This window comes from Kitasatospora sp. NPDC004669, assembly GCF_040609455.1.
Classification (GTDB): domain Bacteria; phylum Actinomycetota; class Actinomycetes; order Streptomycetales; family Streptomycetaceae; genus Kitasatospora.
Map to the genome: position 1 here is coordinate 28,019 of NZ_JBEXKB010000065.1, position 18,844 is coordinate 46,862.

The 18,844-nt window shown below is 71.7% G+C and carries 15 protein-coding genes and 1 pseudogene; 9 read left to right on the forward strand and 7 right to left on the reverse strand.

The window, feature by feature from the left end:
* Positions 1–82 precede the first annotated feature (82 nt).
* The gene (locus tag ABZW30_RS36855) at positions 83–529 is read right to left on the reverse strand and encodes a hypothetical protein (protein ID WP_355675631.1); all 447 of its coding nucleotides are present in this window, start codon (positions 527–529) and stop codon (positions 83–85) included.
* Positions 526–1,641: a molybdopterin-dependent oxidoreductase gene (locus tag ABZW30_RS36860; RefSeq protein WP_355675646.1), complete on the reverse strand. Its 1,116-nt coding sequence runs from the start codon at positions 1,639–1,641 to the stop codon at positions 526–528. The genes ABZW30_RS36855 and ABZW30_RS36860 overlap by 4 nt, the downstream gene beginning before the upstream one ends.
* 423 nt (positions 1,642–2,064) lie before the next feature.
* Between ABZW30_RS36860 and ABZW30_RS36865 the strand changes: the two genes are divergently transcribed.
* Positions 2,065–3,144, forward strand: coding sequence for a PP2C family protein-serine/threonine phosphatase (locus tag ABZW30_RS36865; protein ID WP_355675632.1), 1,080 nt, complete (start codon positions 2,065–2,067; stop codon positions 3,142–3,144).
* A 153-nt stretch (positions 3,145–3,297) separates the two neighbouring features.
* Positions 3,298–3,507 (forward strand): hypothetical protein, encoded by a 210-nt coding sequence (locus ABZW30_RS36870; protein WP_355675633.1) that lies wholly within the window; start codon positions 3,298–3,300, stop codon positions 3,505–3,507.
* 175 nt (positions 3,508–3,682) lie between these two features.
* Here the strand turns inward: ABZW30_RS36870 and ABZW30_RS36875 are convergent, their stop codons facing one another.
* A complete protein-coding gene (locus ABZW30_RS36875) occupies positions 3,683–4,525 on the reverse strand; it encodes an ABC transporter permease (RefSeq protein WP_355675634.1) in 843 nt (280 codons plus the stop codon).
* A gap of 2 nt (positions 4,526–4,527) precedes the next feature.
* Entirely contained in the window at positions 4,528–5,493 is a 966-nt protein-coding gene (locus ABZW30_RS36880) for an ATP-binding cassette domain-containing protein (protein ID WP_355675635.1), read from the reverse strand.
* Positions 5,494–5,876: 383 nt separating this feature from the next.
* Here ABZW30_RS36880 and ABZW30_RS36885 point away from each other — a divergent pair, with 383 nt between their 5' ends.
* From ABZW30_RS36885 to ABZW30_RS36905, 5 genes are all read left to right on the forward strand, one after another.
* On the forward strand, positions 5,877–6,320 hold the full coding sequence (locus ABZW30_RS36885; protein ID WP_355675636.1) for a pyridoxamine 5'-phosphate oxidase family protein: 444 nt from the start codon (positions 5,877–5,879) through the stop codon (positions 6,318–6,320).
* Positions 6,321–6,382: 62 nt separating this feature from the next.
* Positions 6,383–9,418 (forward strand): amino acid adenylation domain-containing protein, encoded by a 3,036-nt coding sequence (locus ABZW30_RS36890; RefSeq protein ID WP_355675637.1) that lies wholly within the window; start codon positions 6,383–6,385, stop codon positions 9,416–9,418.
* A gap of 25 nt (positions 9,419–9,443) precedes the next feature.
* Positions 9,444–10,667: a cytochrome P450 gene (locus tag ABZW30_RS36895; protein ID WP_355675638.1), complete on the forward strand. Its 1,224-nt coding sequence runs from the start codon at positions 9,444–9,446 to the stop codon at positions 10,665–10,667.
* A 45-nt stretch (positions 10,668–10,712) separates the two neighbouring features.
* A complete protein-coding gene (locus tag ABZW30_RS36900) occupies positions 10,713–11,948 on the forward strand; it encodes a cytochrome P450 (RefSeq protein ID WP_355675639.1) in 1,236 nt (411 codons plus the stop codon).
* A 536-nt stretch (positions 11,949–12,484) separates the two neighbouring features.
* On the forward strand, positions 12,485–13,126 hold the full coding sequence (locus ABZW30_RS36905; RefSeq protein ID WP_355675640.1) for a hypothetical protein: 642 nt from the start codon (positions 12,485–12,487) through the stop codon (positions 13,124–13,126).
* A gap of 80 nt (positions 13,127–13,206) precedes the next feature.
* Here the strand turns inward: ABZW30_RS36905 and ABZW30_RS36910 are convergent, their stop codons facing one another.
* From ABZW30_RS36910 to ABZW30_RS36920, 3 genes are all read right to left on the reverse strand, one after another.
* Positions 13,207–14,391: a histidine kinase gene (locus ABZW30_RS36910; RefSeq protein ID WP_355675641.1), complete on the reverse strand. Its 1,185-nt coding sequence runs from the start codon at positions 14,389–14,391 to the stop codon at positions 13,207–13,209.
* A gap of 81 nt (positions 14,392–14,472) precedes the next feature.
* The gene (locus tag ABZW30_RS36915; protein WP_355675642.1) at positions 14,473–15,192 is read right to left on the reverse strand and encodes a response regulator transcription factor; all 720 of its coding nucleotides are present in this window, start codon (positions 15,190–15,192) and stop codon (positions 14,473–14,475) included.
* Between the two features lie 321 nt (positions 15,193–15,513).
* On the reverse strand, positions 15,514–17,106 hold the full coding sequence (locus ABZW30_RS36920; RefSeq protein ID WP_355675643.1) for an FAD-binding oxidoreductase: 1,593 nt from the start codon (positions 17,104–17,106) through the stop codon (positions 15,514–15,516).
* Between the two features lie 234 nt (positions 17,107–17,340).
* Between ABZW30_RS36920 and ABZW30_RS36925 the strand changes: the two are divergent.
* Positions 17,341–17,620: pseudogene (locus ABZW30_RS36925) on the forward strand (IS256 family transposase); the annotation flags it as partial.
* Positions 17,607–18,599, forward strand: coding sequence for a hypothetical protein (locus ABZW30_RS36930; RefSeq protein ID WP_355675644.1), 993 nt, complete (start codon positions 17,607–17,609; stop codon positions 18,597–18,599). The pseudogene ABZW30_RS36925 and the gene ABZW30_RS36930, both read left to right, overlap by 14 nt.
* Positions 18,600–18,844 lie beyond the last annotated feature (245 nt).

Genomic DNA, 18,844 nt, shown 5'->3' on the forward strand with positions numbered 1-18,844 from the left:
TAGCGTAGCGCGCGCCTAGGACCCCGGCCCCGGGCCGGGGTCCTATACCGGGGGTGCGTCCGCTGGCACGCCCGGGACACCCTCACCACCGGTCTTCCGGGCGTCCCCGGCGCCTGACCGGGTCGGAGCGGTGGCGCCACCGCCGGGCAAGCGTGGTCAGCAGCGCGAGCACGGCAGTGGCAGCCAGCAGGAGCAGCCAGTTGCGCAGGTAGGGCAGTGGCAGCAAGGTCGGGTTGCCGGAGTCCGCACCGGACCGCAGGACGGCGGGCAGGGCGACGGCGGTCACGGACACGGCGACGACCAGCCAGCCGCGCAGGGCCGGCCCCCGCGCCACGAGCGCACCGACCAGACAGAGCAGCGGCACCCACAGGCCGTCGTGGAGGACCAGGGCGTCGACGGCCCAGAGCAGCACCCCGGACGGGTCGGCGATGACGGGGTCCTGGAGGAGCCCGTACAGGCCGACGCCGGTCAACCCGAGCCCGGCCGCCAGGATCGCCCCATGAAGCCACGTCGTCAGCCGGGTCATCATCGGACCACCTCGATCCTGGCCACCCACTTGGTCTGCAGCACCCCGGGGCGGTTCGGCGCGATGATCCGCGCGGGGAAGCCGTGGTCCGGGCTGAGGACCTCGTCGTCGAGCGCGAGCGCCAGCAGGGTCAGCGGATCCTCGGCGTAGGGAGCGGGCATCTCCATCACCCGGAACGGGCCCTCGGCCTCCAGTGAGGTGACCCGTACGGCGGAGCCCGGGGGAGCGCCGGCCCGCGCGAGAAGATCGGCCACCCGGACCCCGCTCCAGCGGGCGCTCACGCTCCAGCCTTCCACGCAGGCGATCGGCAACACCGCCTCGTACTGCGGGAGTTCGCGCAGCTCGGCGAGGGTGAGCCGGAACGGGCGGGGGCCGTCCACCTCCAACTGCCAGTCGGCGGGCACGGCGACGGTGCCGGCCTGGGCGGCTGTGCGGTTGACCGGCAGGCCGCGCGGGCCCGACCCGGGGCGGCGGGGTGCCAGCAGGTCCACCGCCCGCAGCCACGGCACCGTCTGCCCGGCGGTGGTGAGCGTCACCGCGCCGACGGCCACCCCCACCGAGGCGAGGAAGCCCCGGCGCCCGGCCACCGCCGGCGCCTGCGCCCGGCGCCAGTGCCGCGCGACGAGCGGAGCCTTGACGGCGAGGTGGACGAGCAGCCCGCCGGTGGCCAGCCAGCCCAGCCAGAAGTGCGTCTGGCGGAACGGGAACGGCCAGGGGTACCACTGCAGCGTGTTCAACAGGCCGGTGAACAGCTCCAGCAGCACGGCCGCCACCAGGACGGCGATGCCGAGGCGTTCGAGCGCGTGCAGCGCGCTGCGCGCCGGCGGCCACTCGAACAGCCTCGGATAGACCGTCCAGAGCTTGGCCCCGGTCAGCGGGATCGCGGCGACCCCGCTGATCACGTGCAGCCCCTGGGTGACGCGGTAGCCGTCCACCGGGCGCGAGGGCAGCATCCCGGCCAACCAGGTCGGCGGGTTCTGCAGCAGATGACTGGTCAGGCCGGTGAGGAAGCAGACCAGCAGCGCGCCGCCCAACCACCTGCCGAGGACGACGGCGGTGCGCGGCTCGTGCAGGGCCGAGGTGAAGACGCCGTCGCGGAACGGCCCGCGGCGCAGGAACGCGGGCGGGGAGGGGAACCGGGGATCGAATCGGCGCCGGGCGCCGGAGGGCTTGGAATCCACCCCACCATCGAAGCGCCCCCGACCCGTCAGGAGGTGGTGCGCGGTGCTTACGGATTCCGAACGGCGCTGCTGCCCGGTCCGGGTCGTAGCCGTCAAGGTGCCGGCGGCCGAGCACGAGACGGAGGCTGACGTGGCATCAGCCGAGATGGGCACCAACGGGTCGTGATCGGCCGTCGCGCGGGTGAGAAGCGGTGGAGATCCCGAGGTGCTCTCGGGTCTGCAGCCATTCGCCGGCGGTTTGCCGCCGACATACGGGCCCAACGGGGATCCATGGCGGTTTTGTACCGCTAGATTTGCATCGTGAGCGTGATTGCACGGTTTCGGCGCCGCCGTTCTCCCGCTGGCCGGTGGGAAGCCTTGCTGTCGCCGGTGGTACTGATCGCGGCCATCGCCGGCCTGGCGTTCACCACGCCGAGGGAGGTTGCCTTCAGCCGCTTCCTGCCCGTCGTACCTGCCGTCGCCGCCTCCATGTGGCCGGTGCTTCCCACCGTCCTGCTGGGGACGCTCTGCCTTCTGATCATGGTCGGCCTCGGCCTGGTCTACCCGGATCTGGGGACGTGGTGGACGGCTGCGGCCATCGTCGCGGGCACCGCGGTCGGCGCGTACGCAAGCCATGTCCGACTCAAGCGGGAGCAAGCCCTGCTGCAGATCCGGCTCGTCGCAGACGCTGCGCAGGGTGTGCTGTTGCGCCCCCTGCCGCGCCGCCTCGGATGTGTCGAGATCGAGTCGCTGTACCTGGCAGCCGCAGCGCAAGCCCACATCGGCGGTGACTTCTACGAGGCGCTCGACACACCGTACGGGGTTCGGCTGCTCATCGGCGATGTGCGGGGCAAGGGGCTGACCGCGGTGTCGGCGGCCTCGGCGGTGGTCAACTCCTTCAGAGAGGCCGCTTACGACCTGCCCGATCTGTGCGGCATCGCGCGCCGTCTGGAGGTCGGCATCACCCGCCACAGCGCTGCGTACCCCGCCCCGGACCTGCCGGAGCGTTTCGCCACCGCCCTCCTCGTCGAGATCCCGCACGAGGGTGGCTGCCTCAGACTCCTCAACTGCGGACATCCCCCGCCGTTGCTCCTGCACCGCGGGGAGCTCCGCGTCCTGAGTGCTACCGCCCCCTCGCCGCCTCTCAATCTCGCGTCGCTCATCGGCGGCGGCCACTACAGAATCGACACCGCCGCCTTCGACCCCGGTGACCACATGCTTCTCTACACCGACGGCGTCACCGAGACCCGCAATCACACCGGCGAGTTCTTCCCACTGTCCGACTGGCTACGGCAGCAGACCGCGGCGCCGCCCCGCGAACTGCTGGACAGGCTCCACCGGGACCTCCTCCACTACAGCAGCGGAGGACTGGACGACGACATCGCGGCCCTCGCCGTACACCTCCACGCGTATCCGGACCGCGAAGTTCCCCGGGCGTCCGATTCGGATGCCACTTGACGCCCGCAGGCCGGCCCCATGGTCTACCGGTCGCCCGGAACCCGGGACGAAACCGCGACACACGCATTTCCCTCGCCGAGCGCAGTATGGAGTCGTCGGGGCGGCTTCGATGGCTGACATCGAGCCGCCGGGTGGACTGCGCAAGGAGGCGTGATGACGTCGAACGAGTCTTCGGCCCCAGGGTTCTCGGCGGAGGTCGAAGCACGCACCGAGCTGCTGAGGGCGATCAGCGCGGAGACCCGCGCCCTGGACCGGTACAGCGGGCAGCACCACCGTGCTCTGGTGGAGCTGGCCCATGCCTACGCGCTGGTGACCGGCGGCATCGGGGCACTGCCCACCTCCAGCCCGGAGCAGCGGCTGTAGCCGGGCCCGGAGGCAGTGCGGTGCCGCACGGCCCGGTGCCCGGTTTCGGCGGTCCGGGGAGCGAGCAGCGGCTGCCCGCCGGGCCACCTGGTGGCGACGGCGCACCCGCCTGGGCATGGCAGCGAACACCGTCCCGGCGGGGCCCTCGTGCCGCGGCGCGAACTCGCACCACCTCTCAGCCGACCGCGTTACGGTACTTGCGCACCGACAGCCAGGAGAACAGCCCCAGGATCAGTAGCGACCAGAGCACGGAGGCCGCGACCGGATGCCGCATCGGCCAGGCGTGCGCGCCGTCGGCCCCCGGGTTGCCGAACAGCTCCCTGCACGCCTGGACGGTGGCGCTGAACGGGTTCCAGTAGGCGATCGTCTGTAGCCGGTCCGGCAGGGTGTTCACCGGCACGAACGCGTTGGAGAGAAAGGTGAGCGGGAAGAGCCAGATCAGGCCCGCCGAGGTGGCCGCCTCCGGGCTGCGCACCGACAGGCCGATCAGCGCCCCGATCCAGGAGAAGGCGTAGCCCAGCAGGAGCAGCAGCAGGAAGCCACCCAGCGCCTCGAGCACCCCGTGGTGCACCCTCCAACCCACCAGCAGCGCCACGACCGCCAGCACCAGCAGGACGAAGGCGCTCTGCACCGCGTCGGCCAGAGTCCGCCCGCTGAGCACCGCTGAGCGCGCCATGGGCAGCGCGCGGAAACGGTCCACCAGCCCCTTGGTCATGTCCTCCGCGATGCCGGCGGAGGCCCCGGCCACTGCGAAGGTGACCGTCTGGGCGAAGATCCCCGCCATCAGGAACTCCCGGTAACCGCCACCCGGTACCTTGATCGCGCCGCCCAGCACGTACGAGAAGAGCAGCACGAACATCACCGGCTGCAACAGCCCGAAGACCACGATCTCCGGCATCCGGGTCATCCGGCGCAGGTTCCGCCGGGCGACCACCCAGGAGTCGCGCGCCATCTGGACGACGCCGCCGCGCGGCCGCGGCATCTTGTCTCCCCCGGTGTCGGTGGTGACGATCGCCATGGTCATGCGTCCTTTCCCAGATCGGTCCCCTCGGCCGCGTGGCCGGTGAGGGAGAGGAAGACGTCGTCGAGGGTGGGCCTGCGCAGGCCGATGTCGTCGATGACGATGTCCCGCCCGTCCAGCTCACGGATGACGTCGGCGAGCACCAGGGCGCCCCCGCTCACCGGCACGGTGATCCGCCGGGTGTGCTGCTCCACGCTGAGCCGGTCCTCGCCGTACGGGGTGAGCGCCGACACGGCCGCGCCGATCAGCTCCTGCTCGTGGACCACCACTTCCACCCGCTCGCCGCCGATCCTGGCCTTGAGGTCGTCGACGGAGCCGCGTGCGATCACCCGGCCGTGGTCGACCACGGCGATGTCGTGCGCCAGCCGGTCGGCCTCCTCGAGGTGCTGGGTGGTGAGCAGCAGGGTGGTGCCCTCCGTCACCAATGTCTCGATGACCTTCCACAACGCCAGCCGGTTGCGTGGGTCCAGACCGGTGGTGGGTTCGTCGAGGAACATCACCGGAGGCCGCACCACCAGTGCGGCCGCCAGGTCGAGCCGGCGGCGCATACCGCCGGAGTAGGTCTTGGCCAGCCGGTCGGCCGCCTCGGCGAGGTCGAACCACTCCAGCAACTCCCGGGCGCGCGCCTTGGCGGCCCTGGTCCGCATCTGGTAGAGCTCGCCGACCATCCGGAGGTTCTCGCGGCCGGTGAGGTACTCGTCGACCGCCGCGTACTGGCCGCAGAGGCCGATCAGGCTGCGGACCCGGCCGGGGTCCTTGAGCACGTCCACCCCCGCGACGTGGGCGCTGCCCGCGTCGGGCCGCACCAGGGTGGTGAGCACCCGCACCGTGGTGCTCTTGCCGGCGCCGTTGGGGCCGAGCAGGCCCAGCACCGTACCCTCCGGCACGTAAAGATCGACCCCGTCCAGGGCCCGTACGCCGTTGAAGGTCTTCACCAGGCCCTCGGCCCGGATGCCTGCCCTCATGCGCCTCTTCCTTCTGCCGGTGAGCCACCGGGCGAGTACGACGGCCACCGCTGACAACGGGCTTCTCATTGTGCTTTCCAGCGAGGGGAACGGCCCGGTGGCCCACGCGTATCCCGGGCCGTCCCAGGTGCACGGTCGCCCGGAATGCGGCGCGCCCGGGTGTGATGAAAACCTGGAAGAGGGCCTGGCCCGACCCGGCCCCCGCCCCGGTCGAGCCGCCGGCTTCCTGAAGGCCGTGTGCACCGGCCGGGGCGAGCGGAAACCCGCGCGCACACGCGGCGGTCGCGCGCCGGACGGTGGTCACCCACCGGCTCACCCTGCGCGGCACACCCGACACCGTACGCGCTCTCTGCCGAATCGAGGCGGTACCAGTGGATCTCAGGATGTCGGTTGAAGACCGGGAGGAGTTCCTCGCCGGCCTGCACGTGGGGATCCTCGGGGTGGACGACCCGCGTGATGGCGGTGGGCCGTTGCTGGTCCCGCTCTGGTACTCCTACCGGCCCGGTGGGCTGGTGACGATCGAGACCGGGCGGGAGACGCTGAAGGCCAGGCTCATCCGCAGCGCGGGCCGGTTCAGCCTCTGCGCGCAGGACGAGTCCGCACCCTACCGCTACGTCAGCGTGGAAGGGCCGGTGGTGGCCGTCGAGGACCCACTGCCACCGACCGAGCGCGAGGAGCTGGCCCGCCGGTACCTGGACGCGGACACGGCGACCGCGTACCTGGCGGCCAATCACCGGCAACTGGCCGACGACATCCTCATCCGGATGCGGCCCCGGCGATGGCGCAGCGTCGACTTCGCCGCCTTCGCCAAGGAGTTCGAGCAATAGTTCTCCCGCACCACGTACTTCCTGCGCAGCAGAGACGAGATATCCCGATGGACCCTCAGGCAATGAGGCATCAGGTGGCGGCGGCCGAGGTCGAGACGGTCCGGTATCCGCGCGATCGCTGTCTCCACGAACTGTTCGACGCCCGGGCGGCCGACCGCCCACAGGCCACCGCCTGCGTACAGCACGGTCGCAGCATCGGCTACGACGAGCTCAGGATCGGCTCCGACGCGCTGGCCGCCCGGCTGCACGATTCCGGTGTGCGGCGCGGTGACAAGGTCGGCGTGTGCGGGGCGCGGTCACCGGAAGCACTGGTCGCCTTCCTGGGCATCCTCAAGACCGGCGCGGCGTACGTTCCGCTCGACGACGCCTCACCGCCCGCGCGTCTGCAGGCGATGGCCGAGGACGCGGGGGTGCACACCATCGTCACGCTGCCCGGCGGTGCCCGCCGCATCCGGCGCGTGCGTGCCCGCGTCGACCTGGGCGGCCTGGCGCCGACGGCTCCGGTCGCGGTACCGCGGGTCCGGGTACCTCCCACGGACTGCGCCTACGTGATGTTCACCTCCGGCTCGACCGGCCGTCCCAAACCCGTGGCGATTCCGCACCGCGGAGTCGTCCGGTTGGCCGCCTCCGACCTGGTCCGGCAGCGGCCGCGGCCCGGTGAGCGGGTGCTGCACGCCTACGGCATCTCCTCGGACGCCTCCGCGATCGAGATCTGGCCCGCACTGCTCGCGGGCGCCTGCATCGTGATCGCCGACCAGGAGGAGCTGCTGTCGCCGGCCGCTCTGGAGTCGCTGTTGCTCTCCGAGCGGGTCAACATCGCCTATCTGACCACCGGGGTGTTTCACCACATCGCACGCACCAGGCCGTCGGCGCTGCAATCCCTGCGGTTCGCCTCGGCCGGGGGTGAGGTGATGGACGCGGAGCTGGCCCGCGCGATCCTGGCGGCCTGCCCGAACACCAACGTGGTCAACTTCTACGGTCCGACGGAGAACAGCGTGGTCTCCACCGCACACCTGGTGCACGACCTGCCTCCCGAGGTGACGGCCGTGCCGATCGGCCGCCCACTGGAGAACTCCACGTGTCACGTGCTGCGCGCGGACGGCACCCTCGCGGACGCCGGCGAGGAAGGTGAACTCCTCGTCGGCGGAGACGGCCTGGCCCTGGGGTACCTCGGCGATCCCGAGCTGACCGCCGAGCGCTTCGTCGACAACTTCGTCGAGCCCGGGACGCGCCTGTACCGCACCGGTGACCGGGTGGTCTGTCGCCCGGACGGCGTACTGGAGTACCGGGCCCGGGCGGACCGGCAGATCAAACTGCGCGGGCACCGCATCGAGCTCGACGAGGTGGAGGCGCGGCTGCGGGCGTCCGACGCGGTGGGCGAGGCCGTCGTCGAACGGGACGGCGACACCTTGATCGGATACGTGACACCGGCCCGCCCCGGTCAGGCACTGTCGCTGGACCGCATCCGCAGCGGTCTCGCGACGTGGCTGCCCGCAGCCGCAGTACCCTCGCGGCTGGTGGAGGTCGCGCGGTTCCCGGTGACCGCGGGCGGCAAGGTCGACCGGCACCGGTTACGCGCGCAGACGGCGACCGAAACGGCCGCCACCCCGGCGACGGCGAAGGGCCCCGGGACCGGTTCCCAGGACGCCCTGGCGCGCATCTGGCAGGTGGTGCTGGGTGTGCACCCGGCACCGGACGACAGCTTCTTCGACATCGGCGGCGACTCGCTGCTGGCAGCCGAGGTCGTCACCCGTACGCTGGCCGCCTTCGACCTCGACGCCCGACACGGCCGCACCCTGGTCCACAGTCTGCTGCGCTCCCCCGCGCTGGAGGACTTCACCGGCGCCGTCGCCACCCTCAAGGACCGGCACGGCGAGGCGCTCGCCGACACGGGCCCGGTGGACTTCCGCGCCGAAGCGCGGCTGGGCTTCGCCCTGCCACCGCGGCGCGGGCCGGAGCCGGACTGGCGCCACCCTGGGGAGGTACTGCTCACCGGCGCTTCCGGCTTCGTCGGCGCCTTCCTGCTGACTGCGCTGCTGCGTCGTACCGACGCCCGGGTGCACTGCCCGGTGCGAAGCCGGAACCGCGCCCACGCCCGGCAGAAGGTGACGCGAAACCTGGCCCGCTTCGGCCTCGCCGCCACCGAGGCGGCCCACCGCATCGTGTGCTTCCCCGCCGACCTCGCCGAGCCCGGTCTCGGCCTCGAACCGGGTCACGCCGACGAACTCGCCGACACCCTGGATCTGGTGATCCACTCGGCCGCGCAGGTCAACTTCCTCTATCCGTACGACGCGCTGCGCCGCACCAACGTGGAGGGCACCAGGGAGCTCATCCGGCTGGCGGCCGGGCGTGGGGTGCCGGTGCACTTCCTCTCCACCATCGCGGTGCTGGCCGGCTTCGGACCCGCCGGCGTACGACGCGTCGACGAGGACCTGCCGCTCGACCACGCCGACGGGCTCACCATGGGCTACGCGGAGAGCAAGTGGGTCGCCGAGGAGGTGCTGCGCAACGCCGCGGACCAGGGCCTGCCGGTGGCGATCTACCGGCCGTACGAGATCACCGGCGACCGGCACACCGGCGCCTGCAACACCGACACCGCGATCTGCTCGCTGTTCAAAACGATCAGCGAGACCGGGCTGGCCCCCGACATCCCGCTGCCGCTGGACTTCGTCCCGGTGGACTACCTCGCCGACGCGGTGGTGCACGTCGCCACGGCGAGGCACGCCACCCGCCGGACCTACCACCTGACCAACCCCCGCGCGGCGAGCCTGCGCGACATGCTCGACCGGATGGACGCCCACGGCCATCGGATTCGCCGGCTCCCCTACGACGAATGGGTGGGCGAACTCGTCCGCCATGTCGCGCAGCACCCCACGAGCCCCACAGCCCCCTTCGTCTCACTGTGCGTGGACCGCTGCAAGCAGGCCGACATGTCCGTCAAGGAGATGTACTTCGAGGGCACCTTCCCGACCGTGGGGCGGGCCAACGTCGAGCGTGACCTGGCCACCGCGGGCCTGGACTGCCCTCCTGTCGACGCGGAACTGCTGGACCGCTACCTGGAGTACTTCTACGCCAGCGGCTACATCGAACGCCCGTAGCCGGAGCACCGGAAGGAGAGCGAGCGTGACGGCACAGCCACCCGGTACGCGGGGACCCGACCCCGAGGCGGATGTCCTGGACTTCCCGCTCCCGCCGCCGGGCACCATGGGGCCGCCCGAGGAGGCCGCGCGGTTGCGGGCGCGCTGCCCGCTGGCCAGGGTCAGGATGCCGATGGACGCGACCGCCTGGTACGCCACGCGGTACGAGGACGTCCGGAAGCTGTTCGCGGACTCCCGGCTGGTCAGACCGACCATCAACGACTGGCCGTCCCGCCCCGGGCAGCCCGCGGACGACGGGCCGCGCCTGGTCACGATCGCCGAACTCGACGGCCCCCGGCACGCGGCCCTGCGCCACGTCCTGGCCGAGCCGTTCAGCGCCCGGGCCGTACGGCACCGGCTGCCGTGCATCCGCCGGCTCGCCGAGCAGCTGCTGCAGGCGTTCCAGGAGGACGGCCGGCCCGGCGATCTGGTCGCCGGCTTCACGGACCCCTTCCCCCTGCTCGTGCTGTGCGATCTGGTGGGTATCCCCTTCGAGGACCGGGACCGGTTTCTTCCGGTCCTGGAGGAGGCCCTCAGCGCGATGGTGACCTCGCAGGAGGGACGCCGGGTCACCGACCTGCTGCACGAGTACGTGGCCGGACTGATCACCCGGAAGCGAACCCGGCCCGGCGACGACGTCCTGACCTTGCTGGTCCGCCAGTGCGACGACGGAGTGCTGAGCCATGACGATGTGATGGCCTTCGCGCTGTCCATGCTCACTGTCGGCTTCGGTATCAGCGGCTTCTTCCTGGCCGACACGGTGCACATCCTGCTGGGCCGGCCGGACCTGTGGGCACTCCTGCGCGACGACCGGAAGATGATGCCCGGTGCGGTGGAGGAGTTCCTGCGCTACATGCCGGTGATGAACGGCACCGTGATCCTCCTGGCGACCGAGGACGTCGAGCTGCGCGGGCGGACGATCCACAAGGGCGAAGCCGTCATCCCCGTGCCGGCCTCCGCCAACCGCGACGAGCGGATCTTCGCCGACGCCGATCGGCTCGACCCGAGCCGGACCGGAAGCGGCCATATCGCTTTCGGCCGGGGGACCCACAACTGCCTCGGCGCCCACCTGGCTCGCGCCGAACTGACCGTGGGGCTGGAGGCGCTGCTCGACCGCTTCCCACGACTGCACCCGGCCGAAGGACAGGAACCCACCTGGGACGACGAATCCGTGACCAAGTCACCGCTGACTCTCCCGGTCAGCTGGTGAGGCCTCCGCACTCGGCCACCTCACACCCATCCAGGGAGCGCGCCAGTGAGCAGCCCACCGCCGGAACCCGTCCAGGACACGCCCGTCATCGGCATGCCCCTCCCGCCGCCGGGCACCATGGGGCCGCCCACGCAGTACGGGTGGCTGCGCCGGGAGTGCCCGCTGACGCGGGTCCGGCTACTGTTCGGCGCCACCGCCTGGTACGCCACCCGGTACGAGGACGTCCGGGACCTGATCGCGGATCCCCTGCTGATCAGGCCGACCATCAACGACTGGCCGCCCCGGCCCGACCGAGCCGCCGACGACGAACCGGGTCTGATCACGATGATGGAACTGGACGGCCCCCGGCACGCGGCCCTGCGCCACGGCCTGGCCGAGCCGTTCAGCGTCCGTGCCATCCGCCGCCGGCTGCCGCGCCTGCGTCGGTCGGCCGACCGGCTGCTGGACGAGTTCGCGGCCGGTGGGCAGCCCGGTGACCTGGTCGGCGGCTTCCTGGAGCCCTTTCCGCTCCTGGCCATGTGCGACCTGGTGGGCATCCCCTACGAGGACCGCGGGTACTTCCTGCCCAGGGCGGACGCCGCGCTGGGGGCGCTCATCACCCTGGACGAGGGTCGCCGGGTCACCTCCCAGCTGCGCGAGTACATCTCGGCGCTGCTCGACCGTAAGCGCCGCGAGCCCGCGGACGACGTCCTCACCGAGCTGGTCCACGCCTGGGGGCGCGGCACCCTGGACGGGGAGAGCGTGGTGACCTTCGGGCTCTCCATGCTGGTCGCCGGCTACCGGACGAGCACCATGTTCCTGGCCGACGCCGTGGTGGCCCTGCTGGCCGTGCCCGGCCAGTACGCACGGCTGCGCGACGACCGCGGACTCCTGCCCGTCGCGGTGGAGGAACTCCTGCGGTACATACCGGTCATGAACGGTGTCGTGGTCCTCCAGGCCGTCGAGGACATCGAGTTGCACGACCGGAGGATCCACGCGGGCGACGCCGTGCTGCCGGTCCTCGCCTCGGCCAACCGCGACGAGCGTGTGTTCGCCGACCCCGACCGGCTCGACCTGTGCCGAGCGGACAACCCTCACCTCACCTTCGGCCGCGGAGCGCACAACTGCATCGGCGCACACCTGGCACGGGCCCAGCTGACCGTGGGCCTCGAGGCGCTCTTCGACCACTTCCCCGACCTGCACGTGCCCGATGGCCACCACCCCACCTGGGACGACGAATCCCCGAGCAAGTCACCGCTCACCCTCCCCGTCAGCTGGCGCGCCACCACCGCTGCCGCATAGGGGGCACGAAACGGACTCAACCCCCTCCGAGACCGGAAGGGAGCCGGGCGGGCTGTTACGAGTTTCGCTTGTGTCCGACAGGTTGCATGCGATTGGGCCGCCGCCGACAGCGGGGGCGGCGGCCCGGCGGAGAGAGCCGCCCCGCCGCACCCAACGGGATCCAGCCGCCCGTTTCAGCCGACGGGTTACCCAAACGCGCTTGGTCGGCGGACGTTCCCTTCTGCCCGTCCGCGCGAACCTCGATGGTCGGCATGCACCGCACTGCGGTCCTGCCCTACCTCGCCAAGTGAACCTTCGGGGATCCACAGCCGGCCGAGGACCTCACACACGAGACCTTTCTACGGGCGTTGCACCACCTCCGGGTCACCCCGCGGTACCACCCGGCCACCGCCCTCGGGCGCCAGGTCACCCCGCCGGTCACCGCCCGGCAGGACGAGGGAGCGGGGCCCGCGCTCCTACCGTCGTGAGTGCCGGAAACCGCCGCGGAGCACCGGGGGACTGCGGGCCTCCACCGTCCTGAGAGGAACGCACCCGTCATGACGTACGTACGTGGCATGGCCCCCTGGGTCGTCTTCGCCCTGCTCTCCGAAGTGGGCTGGCAGTGGGGCGCGCTCGGCGGCTTCGTCGTCGCCGTCTGGACCGTCCTGCACGGCTACGCCAAGGGCACGCCGACGTCCGCACTGATCATCGAGATCAGCGGCGTCGTCTACCTCGCGGCCCTGGCCGCCGTCGCCTTCCGCTGGCCGCACTCCGCCCTCGACACCTACAACGGCGGGCTCTCGTTCGCCTGGCTCGCCCTGATCGCCTGGGGCTCGCTGATCTGGCGGCGTCCGTTCACCCTGCCGATCGCCCGGACCCGCACGCCGCGCCGGCTGTGGTCCACGCCGGGGTTCTTCCGCACCAACGTGATCGTCACCACCGTGTGGGCGATGAGCTTCACCGTCTCCGCCGGCTTCGTCGGCCGGTGCGAGGCCACCGGCGCCGGGACCCTGCCGCGGGCCGTCGGCCAGCTGCTCTGCCTGATCGCCGCCGCCGTCTTCACCGCTCGCTACTCGGCCCGGGTCCGGGCCCGGCGCGCGGCGGCGGAAGCCGTCGAGCGGGCCCGCGCGGACCGGGCTCCGCGAGCCCCTCGGGCGCAGGACACGCCGCTGGTCTCCTCGGCCGGCCCGGCCGACTGACTGACTGGCTGACTGGCTGACTGGCTGACTGGCTGGACGACACGACCGGCCCAGCCTGCTACGGGCTGGGCCGGTCGCCGTTACGGGCGCGCTGACGTGTCGCGGGCAAGGGGCTCCTGGGCCCGGTGCGGCAGGGTGGCCACGACCACCCATCGGCCGTCGATCGGCCCCGCGTCCAGGGTGCCCTGGAGGAGCGTCAGCCGCTCGCGCATCCCGGTCAGGCCGTAGCCGCTGTCGACCGTGGACAGGCCGCCGCTCGCTGCCGCCCCCGGGCCGAGCGGGTTGCCGACCGTCACCGTCAGGGCCTTCGGCCCGTGGTCGAGGCTCAGCTCGACATCGCGTCCGGGCGCGTGCTTGGCGGTGTTGACCAGCGCTTCCTGGACGACCCGGAGCAGGCAGAGCACGTGCTCGGCCGGCACGGCCGCCGGCTCTCCGCCGACCCGCAGGCGCACGGCGACCTCGTGACGCCGCTCATGGGTCTCGGCGAGGCGCGCGAGTTCGCCGGTCAGGTCGAGGTCACCGTCGGCGCGCAGGGCGTGCACCGCACGGCGGGTCTCGGCCAGGCCGTCGGAGGCCATCCGCTGCGCCCCCGAGAGCAGTTCGGCCACCCGCACCGGGTCCTGGCCCGCCTCGACCAGCGCCTTGGCGGCCTGGACCTGGACGGCCAGGGCGCCCAGCGAGTGGGCGAGGACGTCGTGGATCTCGCGGGCGAGGCGGGCGCGTTCGGCCAGCACCGCCGAGTGCTCCCGTTCGGCACGCAGGAGTTCGCTCTGCTCCAGCAGCCGCCGGGCCTGGATCGCCTGCACGCGGAAGGCGCGGCGGTTGGCGCCGTACAGCAGGGCGATCAGTACCACCACGGTGAAGCCCAGCACCCGGTCGCGTCCGGCGCCGAAGGCCACCCCGGCCGAGACCATCGCGGCCACCCCGGCGCCCGCCACGCTCCAGCCGACGGCGAGCCGGGGTTCGCTGCCCGCCTCCACCACGGTGAGGGCCGCCAACGCGATCATGGTTCCGTGGTCGTGGAAGACGCTCAGGGCGCCGGAGGTGGCCGCCAGGACGCCGAGCATCCACCACAGCGGTACCACCCGGTCAGGTCCGCCCCGCGCCCGCCCCCGTCCGATCCAGGCCCATCCCAGTGCCATCACGCCGCAGACCGCGAAGCCGGCCACCGACGCGGCCCGCAGCGCGGCTCCCGGTCCGCCGCCGTGGCCGAAGACCTCCACCGCCACCACGAGGAACGTACAGACCCGGATCAGCCAAGACACAGCGCGCAGCACCGCAGCACCGCAGCAGCCTAGCGGCGGGTCGGGGCCGACAGGCCGTCGCCGTCCCGGCCGCGGGGCGCGTCAGACGAAGCCGTGACGCTGGGCGTACTGGATGGCCGCGACCCGGTCGCGGCTGCCGGTCTTGGTGAAGATGCGGTTGATGTGGGTCTTCACGGTGTTGCCGCTCAGGAAGAGCGTGCCGGCGATCTCCGCGTTCGTCATCCCCTGGGCCATCAGGGTGAGGATCTCGGCCTCACGCCCGGTCAGCCCGTCCGGCAGCTCCCGCGGCCGGTGCGGTTGCGGGGCCCCGTCGGGAGGGGCGGCGGCCCGGGCGAGCAGGGCGGCCTGGACGCGGCGGTCGAGCACCGCCAGCCCGGACGCGGCGCTGTGCAGGGTCCGGGCGATGTCCAGCCGGTCGGCGTCCTTGGTGATGTAGGCGCGCGCACCTGCCTGCAGCGTCTCGATGACGGAGCCGTCGTCGGCGTAGGTGGTGAGGATGACCACGGTGACGTCGGGGAACTCCTCGGCGAGCCGGCGGGTGGTCTCGGTGCCGTCCATCACGGGCATGTGCAGATCGAGCAGAACGGCGTCCGGGCGGTGCCGGCGCACCTCTTCCAGCGCCCGCTGCCCGTCGCCCGCCGAGCCGACCACGTCGATGTCCGGCAGCAGCCCCAGCATCAGGACCAGCCCCTCGCGGACGCTGGCCTGGTCGTCGGCGATCACCACCCGCAGGGGCGGCTTGCCCGTCTCGTTCATCGTCGCCCCCACAGCCGTGCTCGGGTCGTCCTGGTCCGTCGTCACTCGCGCTCCGCGATGCGAGTAAGCCGACTCTAGAGTCGTGATCGCCGCTGACGCATCACCCCGACCGGTGGGTGACGGGCTGCTACGGCTACGCCGCGTCGGCGTCAAGGTGCGGGTCCGCCGACCGGAGCGCGGCGCGGGGGTGCTGATCACCGCCGACGCCGGCGGCTCGAACGGCTACCGCACCCCGCCTGGACGGCCGTACCCGCCGCCCTGGCCGTCGAGACCGGCCTGGAGATCACCGTCTGTCACTTTCCGCCCGCCCCCGCTGTCCCGGGGCGGTGGTCCACTCGCAAGAAGGTCCCATGGACCACACGGGTGTCAGGTGCCGATCCCCTGCGGGTAGCCGAAGAAGCCGGTCGGGTCGTACGTCCGCTTCACGCGGACCAAGCGGTCGTAGTTCGCGCCGTAGTAGGCCCGCTGCCAGTCCTTCAGCGTCGGGTCGGGGAAGTTCTGGTACGAGTGCTCGGGTGGCCGGTCACGGAAGATGCCACCGTAGAACTCCCCGAGCCAGCGCAAGTTGGCCTCGGCGACACCGGGGTGGTCGTAGTCCGCCCAGGAGGTCTCGGCGGCGAAGACGAACAGACCGTTCCGGTGCACGAACGCGGACGCATCCGGCGGCACCCGGTTGATCTCGCCGCCGAGGGCGAACATCGCGAACCCGCCTCCGTCCTCGTTGCCGCTGCCAGGCCAGTCCAGCAGACGCTCGGCCGCCGCGCCGACCTGCTGGTCGGTCAGGAGTGTCCGGGCGTCCAGGATCGCCGACTTGGCGGCGAACCGCTCCACCGGCGTGGTGGCGCTCAGCAGCACACTCGCCTCGCCGGGGGTGACGGCGCGGACGGACGCGCGGTTGCGGGCACGCTCCTCGGCCGTGCCGATGTCGAGCAGCGGGGCGAGGATGGCACGCAACTCCTCGACGGTGCCGTAGTACTGGCCGATGGCATTGACGTTGGCGTTCGCCCGGACCTGCGACCTGGTCTGCCCGTGAGTCCCGATACCGAGGCGCAGGTGGAACCGCCTGTCGTCCACGGTGCCCTGGGCGATGTGCTGCGCGGTGGTGATCACCGGCTGTACGGAGTCCAGGCTCCAGCGCAACCGGTAGATCCCCACGGTGCCCTCGAACTGCTCGTACCGGAACGTAAACGAGGTGTTGACACCGAAGTTGTTGCCGGCGCCGCCGCGGCAGGCCCAGAACAGGTCGGGGTGCGAGCCCTCGCCGGCCTCGACCACCTGTCCGTCGGCGAGCACGACGGTCGTGGCGGTGAGCCGGTCACAGGTCAGGCCGAACATCTTGTCGCTGAAACCGATGCCGCCGCCCAGCACCAGCCCGGCGACCCCGACGGTGGGGCAGCGACCGGTCGGGACGAAGATGCCCTGATCCTCCAGCAGGGGATGCAGGTCGCCGTTGGTGACTCCGGCCCCGACGGTGACGGTGCCGGCGTCGTGCACGACCTTCAGCGGCCCGTAGACCCGGGAGCGGGCGCTGCCCTGCGGCGGGGTGGCGGCGATGCTCCTCATCCGGGCCATGTTCAGCAGCAGGCCCGTGGTGGTGGAATACCCGGCGTAGTTGTGTCCCAGCCCGGAGCGGGGCACGGCGGGCAGCCCCACCGCGCGGGCCCAGCAGATCGCCTCGCGAACGTCTTCGGTGGTGGCACAGGCGACGATTCCGGCCGGCTGGACTCCGGCGTAGCGGTGGTTGAACGGGAGGGCGAACGGCGGGTAGACGGAACCCTCCGGCCGGTACAGGGTGGAACGCGGGGACAGCGCTTCAGCCAGCCGTTCCCAGTCCCGACGGCTGACCTGCTCCGCTGCTTCGGGTACCGCGGCCGCACTCGCCGGCACCTGCAGGGCCACCGCCCCGGCTCCGATGGCACCGAGCACGCCCGTGCGCAGCACGTCCCGTCTGTTGATCACTGTGGCCTACCCTCATGAAGCGGTCGCGAGCTCGCCTGTCATCCCATCGGCCAGTCCATCGATCATGGATCGGTGCCGGGCTGCCGATTCCTGTCCGCCAGGCCCGCCACACGAAAGGGTGAGCGATGCCCGCCGAACAGCGCAGGCTGTGGATCCGTTCATGCCGTCGCCTGCACCGCCGGTACGAGCGCAAAGCGGAACACTTCCTCGCCTTCGTCGGCATCGCCGGCGCCGACCTTCGCCACCGTCCGGCTCCGCACGAAAGTCACCAAGGGCGCCGGCTCTCGCGCCGCCGGCCTGGCGATGCTGTTCAAGCTCGTCAAGTCGGCCCAGGGTCCGTTGGCGGGCCGTCAACGGCGCCCACCTCGTCCCGCTCGTCCGCACTGGAGCCCGCTTCGAGCGCGGAGCCCTGATGGAGCCTGACCGAGCGGCGGCACAATCGCCACGACGAGCGGAAATCGATGGTCTCCCCGATGCCGGCCAGGCGATACTGGTCCGCCATGACGAGCGATGAATACTCGGCCGGTCCGGCGTTGCGCCGAGTTCTGGCCAAGGCAGGCGGACCGGAACTGCTGGACCTGCTGGCCGAGGGGCTGACCGGGGCGGATCTGACCACACTGCTCCTGGAAGTCTTCCGACGCCGCGCCGATCGGCTCACCCCGGCCGAGGTGATGCGGCGCTATCGCACCGACCGGTTCGTGACCCCGGCCCCGACAGGGTTCGCGCACATACGACGCGCCGAAGACTTCCTGCTCTCGGCGCTGCCGGATGACTTCCAGATGCTCACCTTGGCTCCGCTCGTCCCCCTGGCAGCGCATACGGCGGTCGCGACCGTCGACCCGCGCAAGGTCGTCGCCACCATTCGTGGCAGCGAGGTCGCAGCCGACCCGACCAATGCCCTGGCCCTGGAGGCGGCCCAGCGGAGATCCCAGGCCCTGGCCGCCGATCCCCGCTCGGCGGTGCCGGTCCGGCTGGCCGCCAGCCAACGAGTCGTGCGTGCCCAGCACTTCGACGCGCCCGGCATGCTCGCCCACTTCCAACTATTCGCCCTGGTGACCGCCGGCCGGGACACCGGCAGCCGGGCCTTCGAGCAACAGCACCTGGTCGAGCACCTGCATTTCGCCGTCCGGGCGATGGCACGTGCCGGAGTGCGCCGGACCGAGATCCGCATCACCTGCCTGAACGACTCCGCCGCTCCGGTCCTGGCCCGCACACGTACAGAGCTGGCCGGAACACCGGGCATTGACATCATCGACGATCCCAACCGGGTGACCGGACGCGGCTACTACACCGACCTGTGCTACAAGATCTACGCAACCATCCACGGTCAGCAACTGGAGATCGCGGACGGCGGGTTCGTCGACTGGACCCAGCGCCTCACCGGAAGCCACAAGGAACGCCTCCTGATCAGCGGATTCGGCGTTGACCGACTCGCCACCATGCTGACACCACCCACCGACACCGAACCATCACTTCCGCGCCAGACCAGCTAGCAGATCCACAGGTTTTGACAATTTGGGCGGCAACACTGCGGCCCCGCACGAGGCGTGGCGGCTGGAAGGGCGAAGCCGGGCTGGACGCAGCCTTGGCGGCTCATTACTCCAGTCGGCCTTGAGAGGGGGTGTGTGCGGCTATGACTTCTCCCCGAGTTCGACAGTCGGCGGGCACACGATCATGACGGATTGTGGTTGTGACCTGCGGGAACGGGCGTGAGGTGCCGGCGGGGGCGTGTGTCCAC

What these genes read in the sequence shown, in the direction of transcription:
- ABZW30_RS36855 (WP_355675631.1), bottom strand. Translation starts at nt 529, where the DNA reads ATGATGACCCGGCTGACGACGTGGCTTCATGGGGCGATCCTGGCGGCC.
- ABZW30_RS36870 (WP_355675633.1), top strand. Translation starts at nt 3,298, where the DNA reads ATGACGTCGAACGAGTCTTCGGCCCCAGGGTTCTCGGCGGAGGTCGAA.
- ABZW30_RS36875 (WP_355675634.1), bottom strand. Translation starts at nt 4,525, where the DNA reads ATGGCGATCGTCACCACCGACACCGGGGGAGACAAGATGCCGCGGCCG.
- ABZW30_RS36880 (WP_355675635.1), bottom strand. Translation starts at nt 5,493, where the DNA reads ATGAGGGCAGGCATCCGGGCCGAGGGCCTGGTGAAGACCTTCAACGGC.
- ABZW30_RS36885 (WP_355675636.1), top strand. Translation starts at nt 5,877, where the DNA reads ATGTCGGTTGAAGACCGGGAGGAGTTCCTCGCCGGCCTGCACGTGGGG.
- ABZW30_RS36890 (WP_355675637.1), top strand. Translation starts at nt 6,383, where the DNA reads ATGAGGCATCAGGTGGCGGCGGCCGAGGTCGAGACGGTCCGGTATCCG.
- ABZW30_RS36905 (WP_355675640.1), top strand. Translation starts at nt 12,485, where the DNA reads ATGACGTACGTACGTGGCATGGCCCCCTGGGTCGTCTTCGCCCTGCTC.
- ABZW30_RS36930 (WP_355675644.1), top strand. Translation starts at nt 17,607, where the DNA reads ATGACGAGCGATGAATACTCGGCCGGTCCGGCGTTGCGCCGAGTTCTG.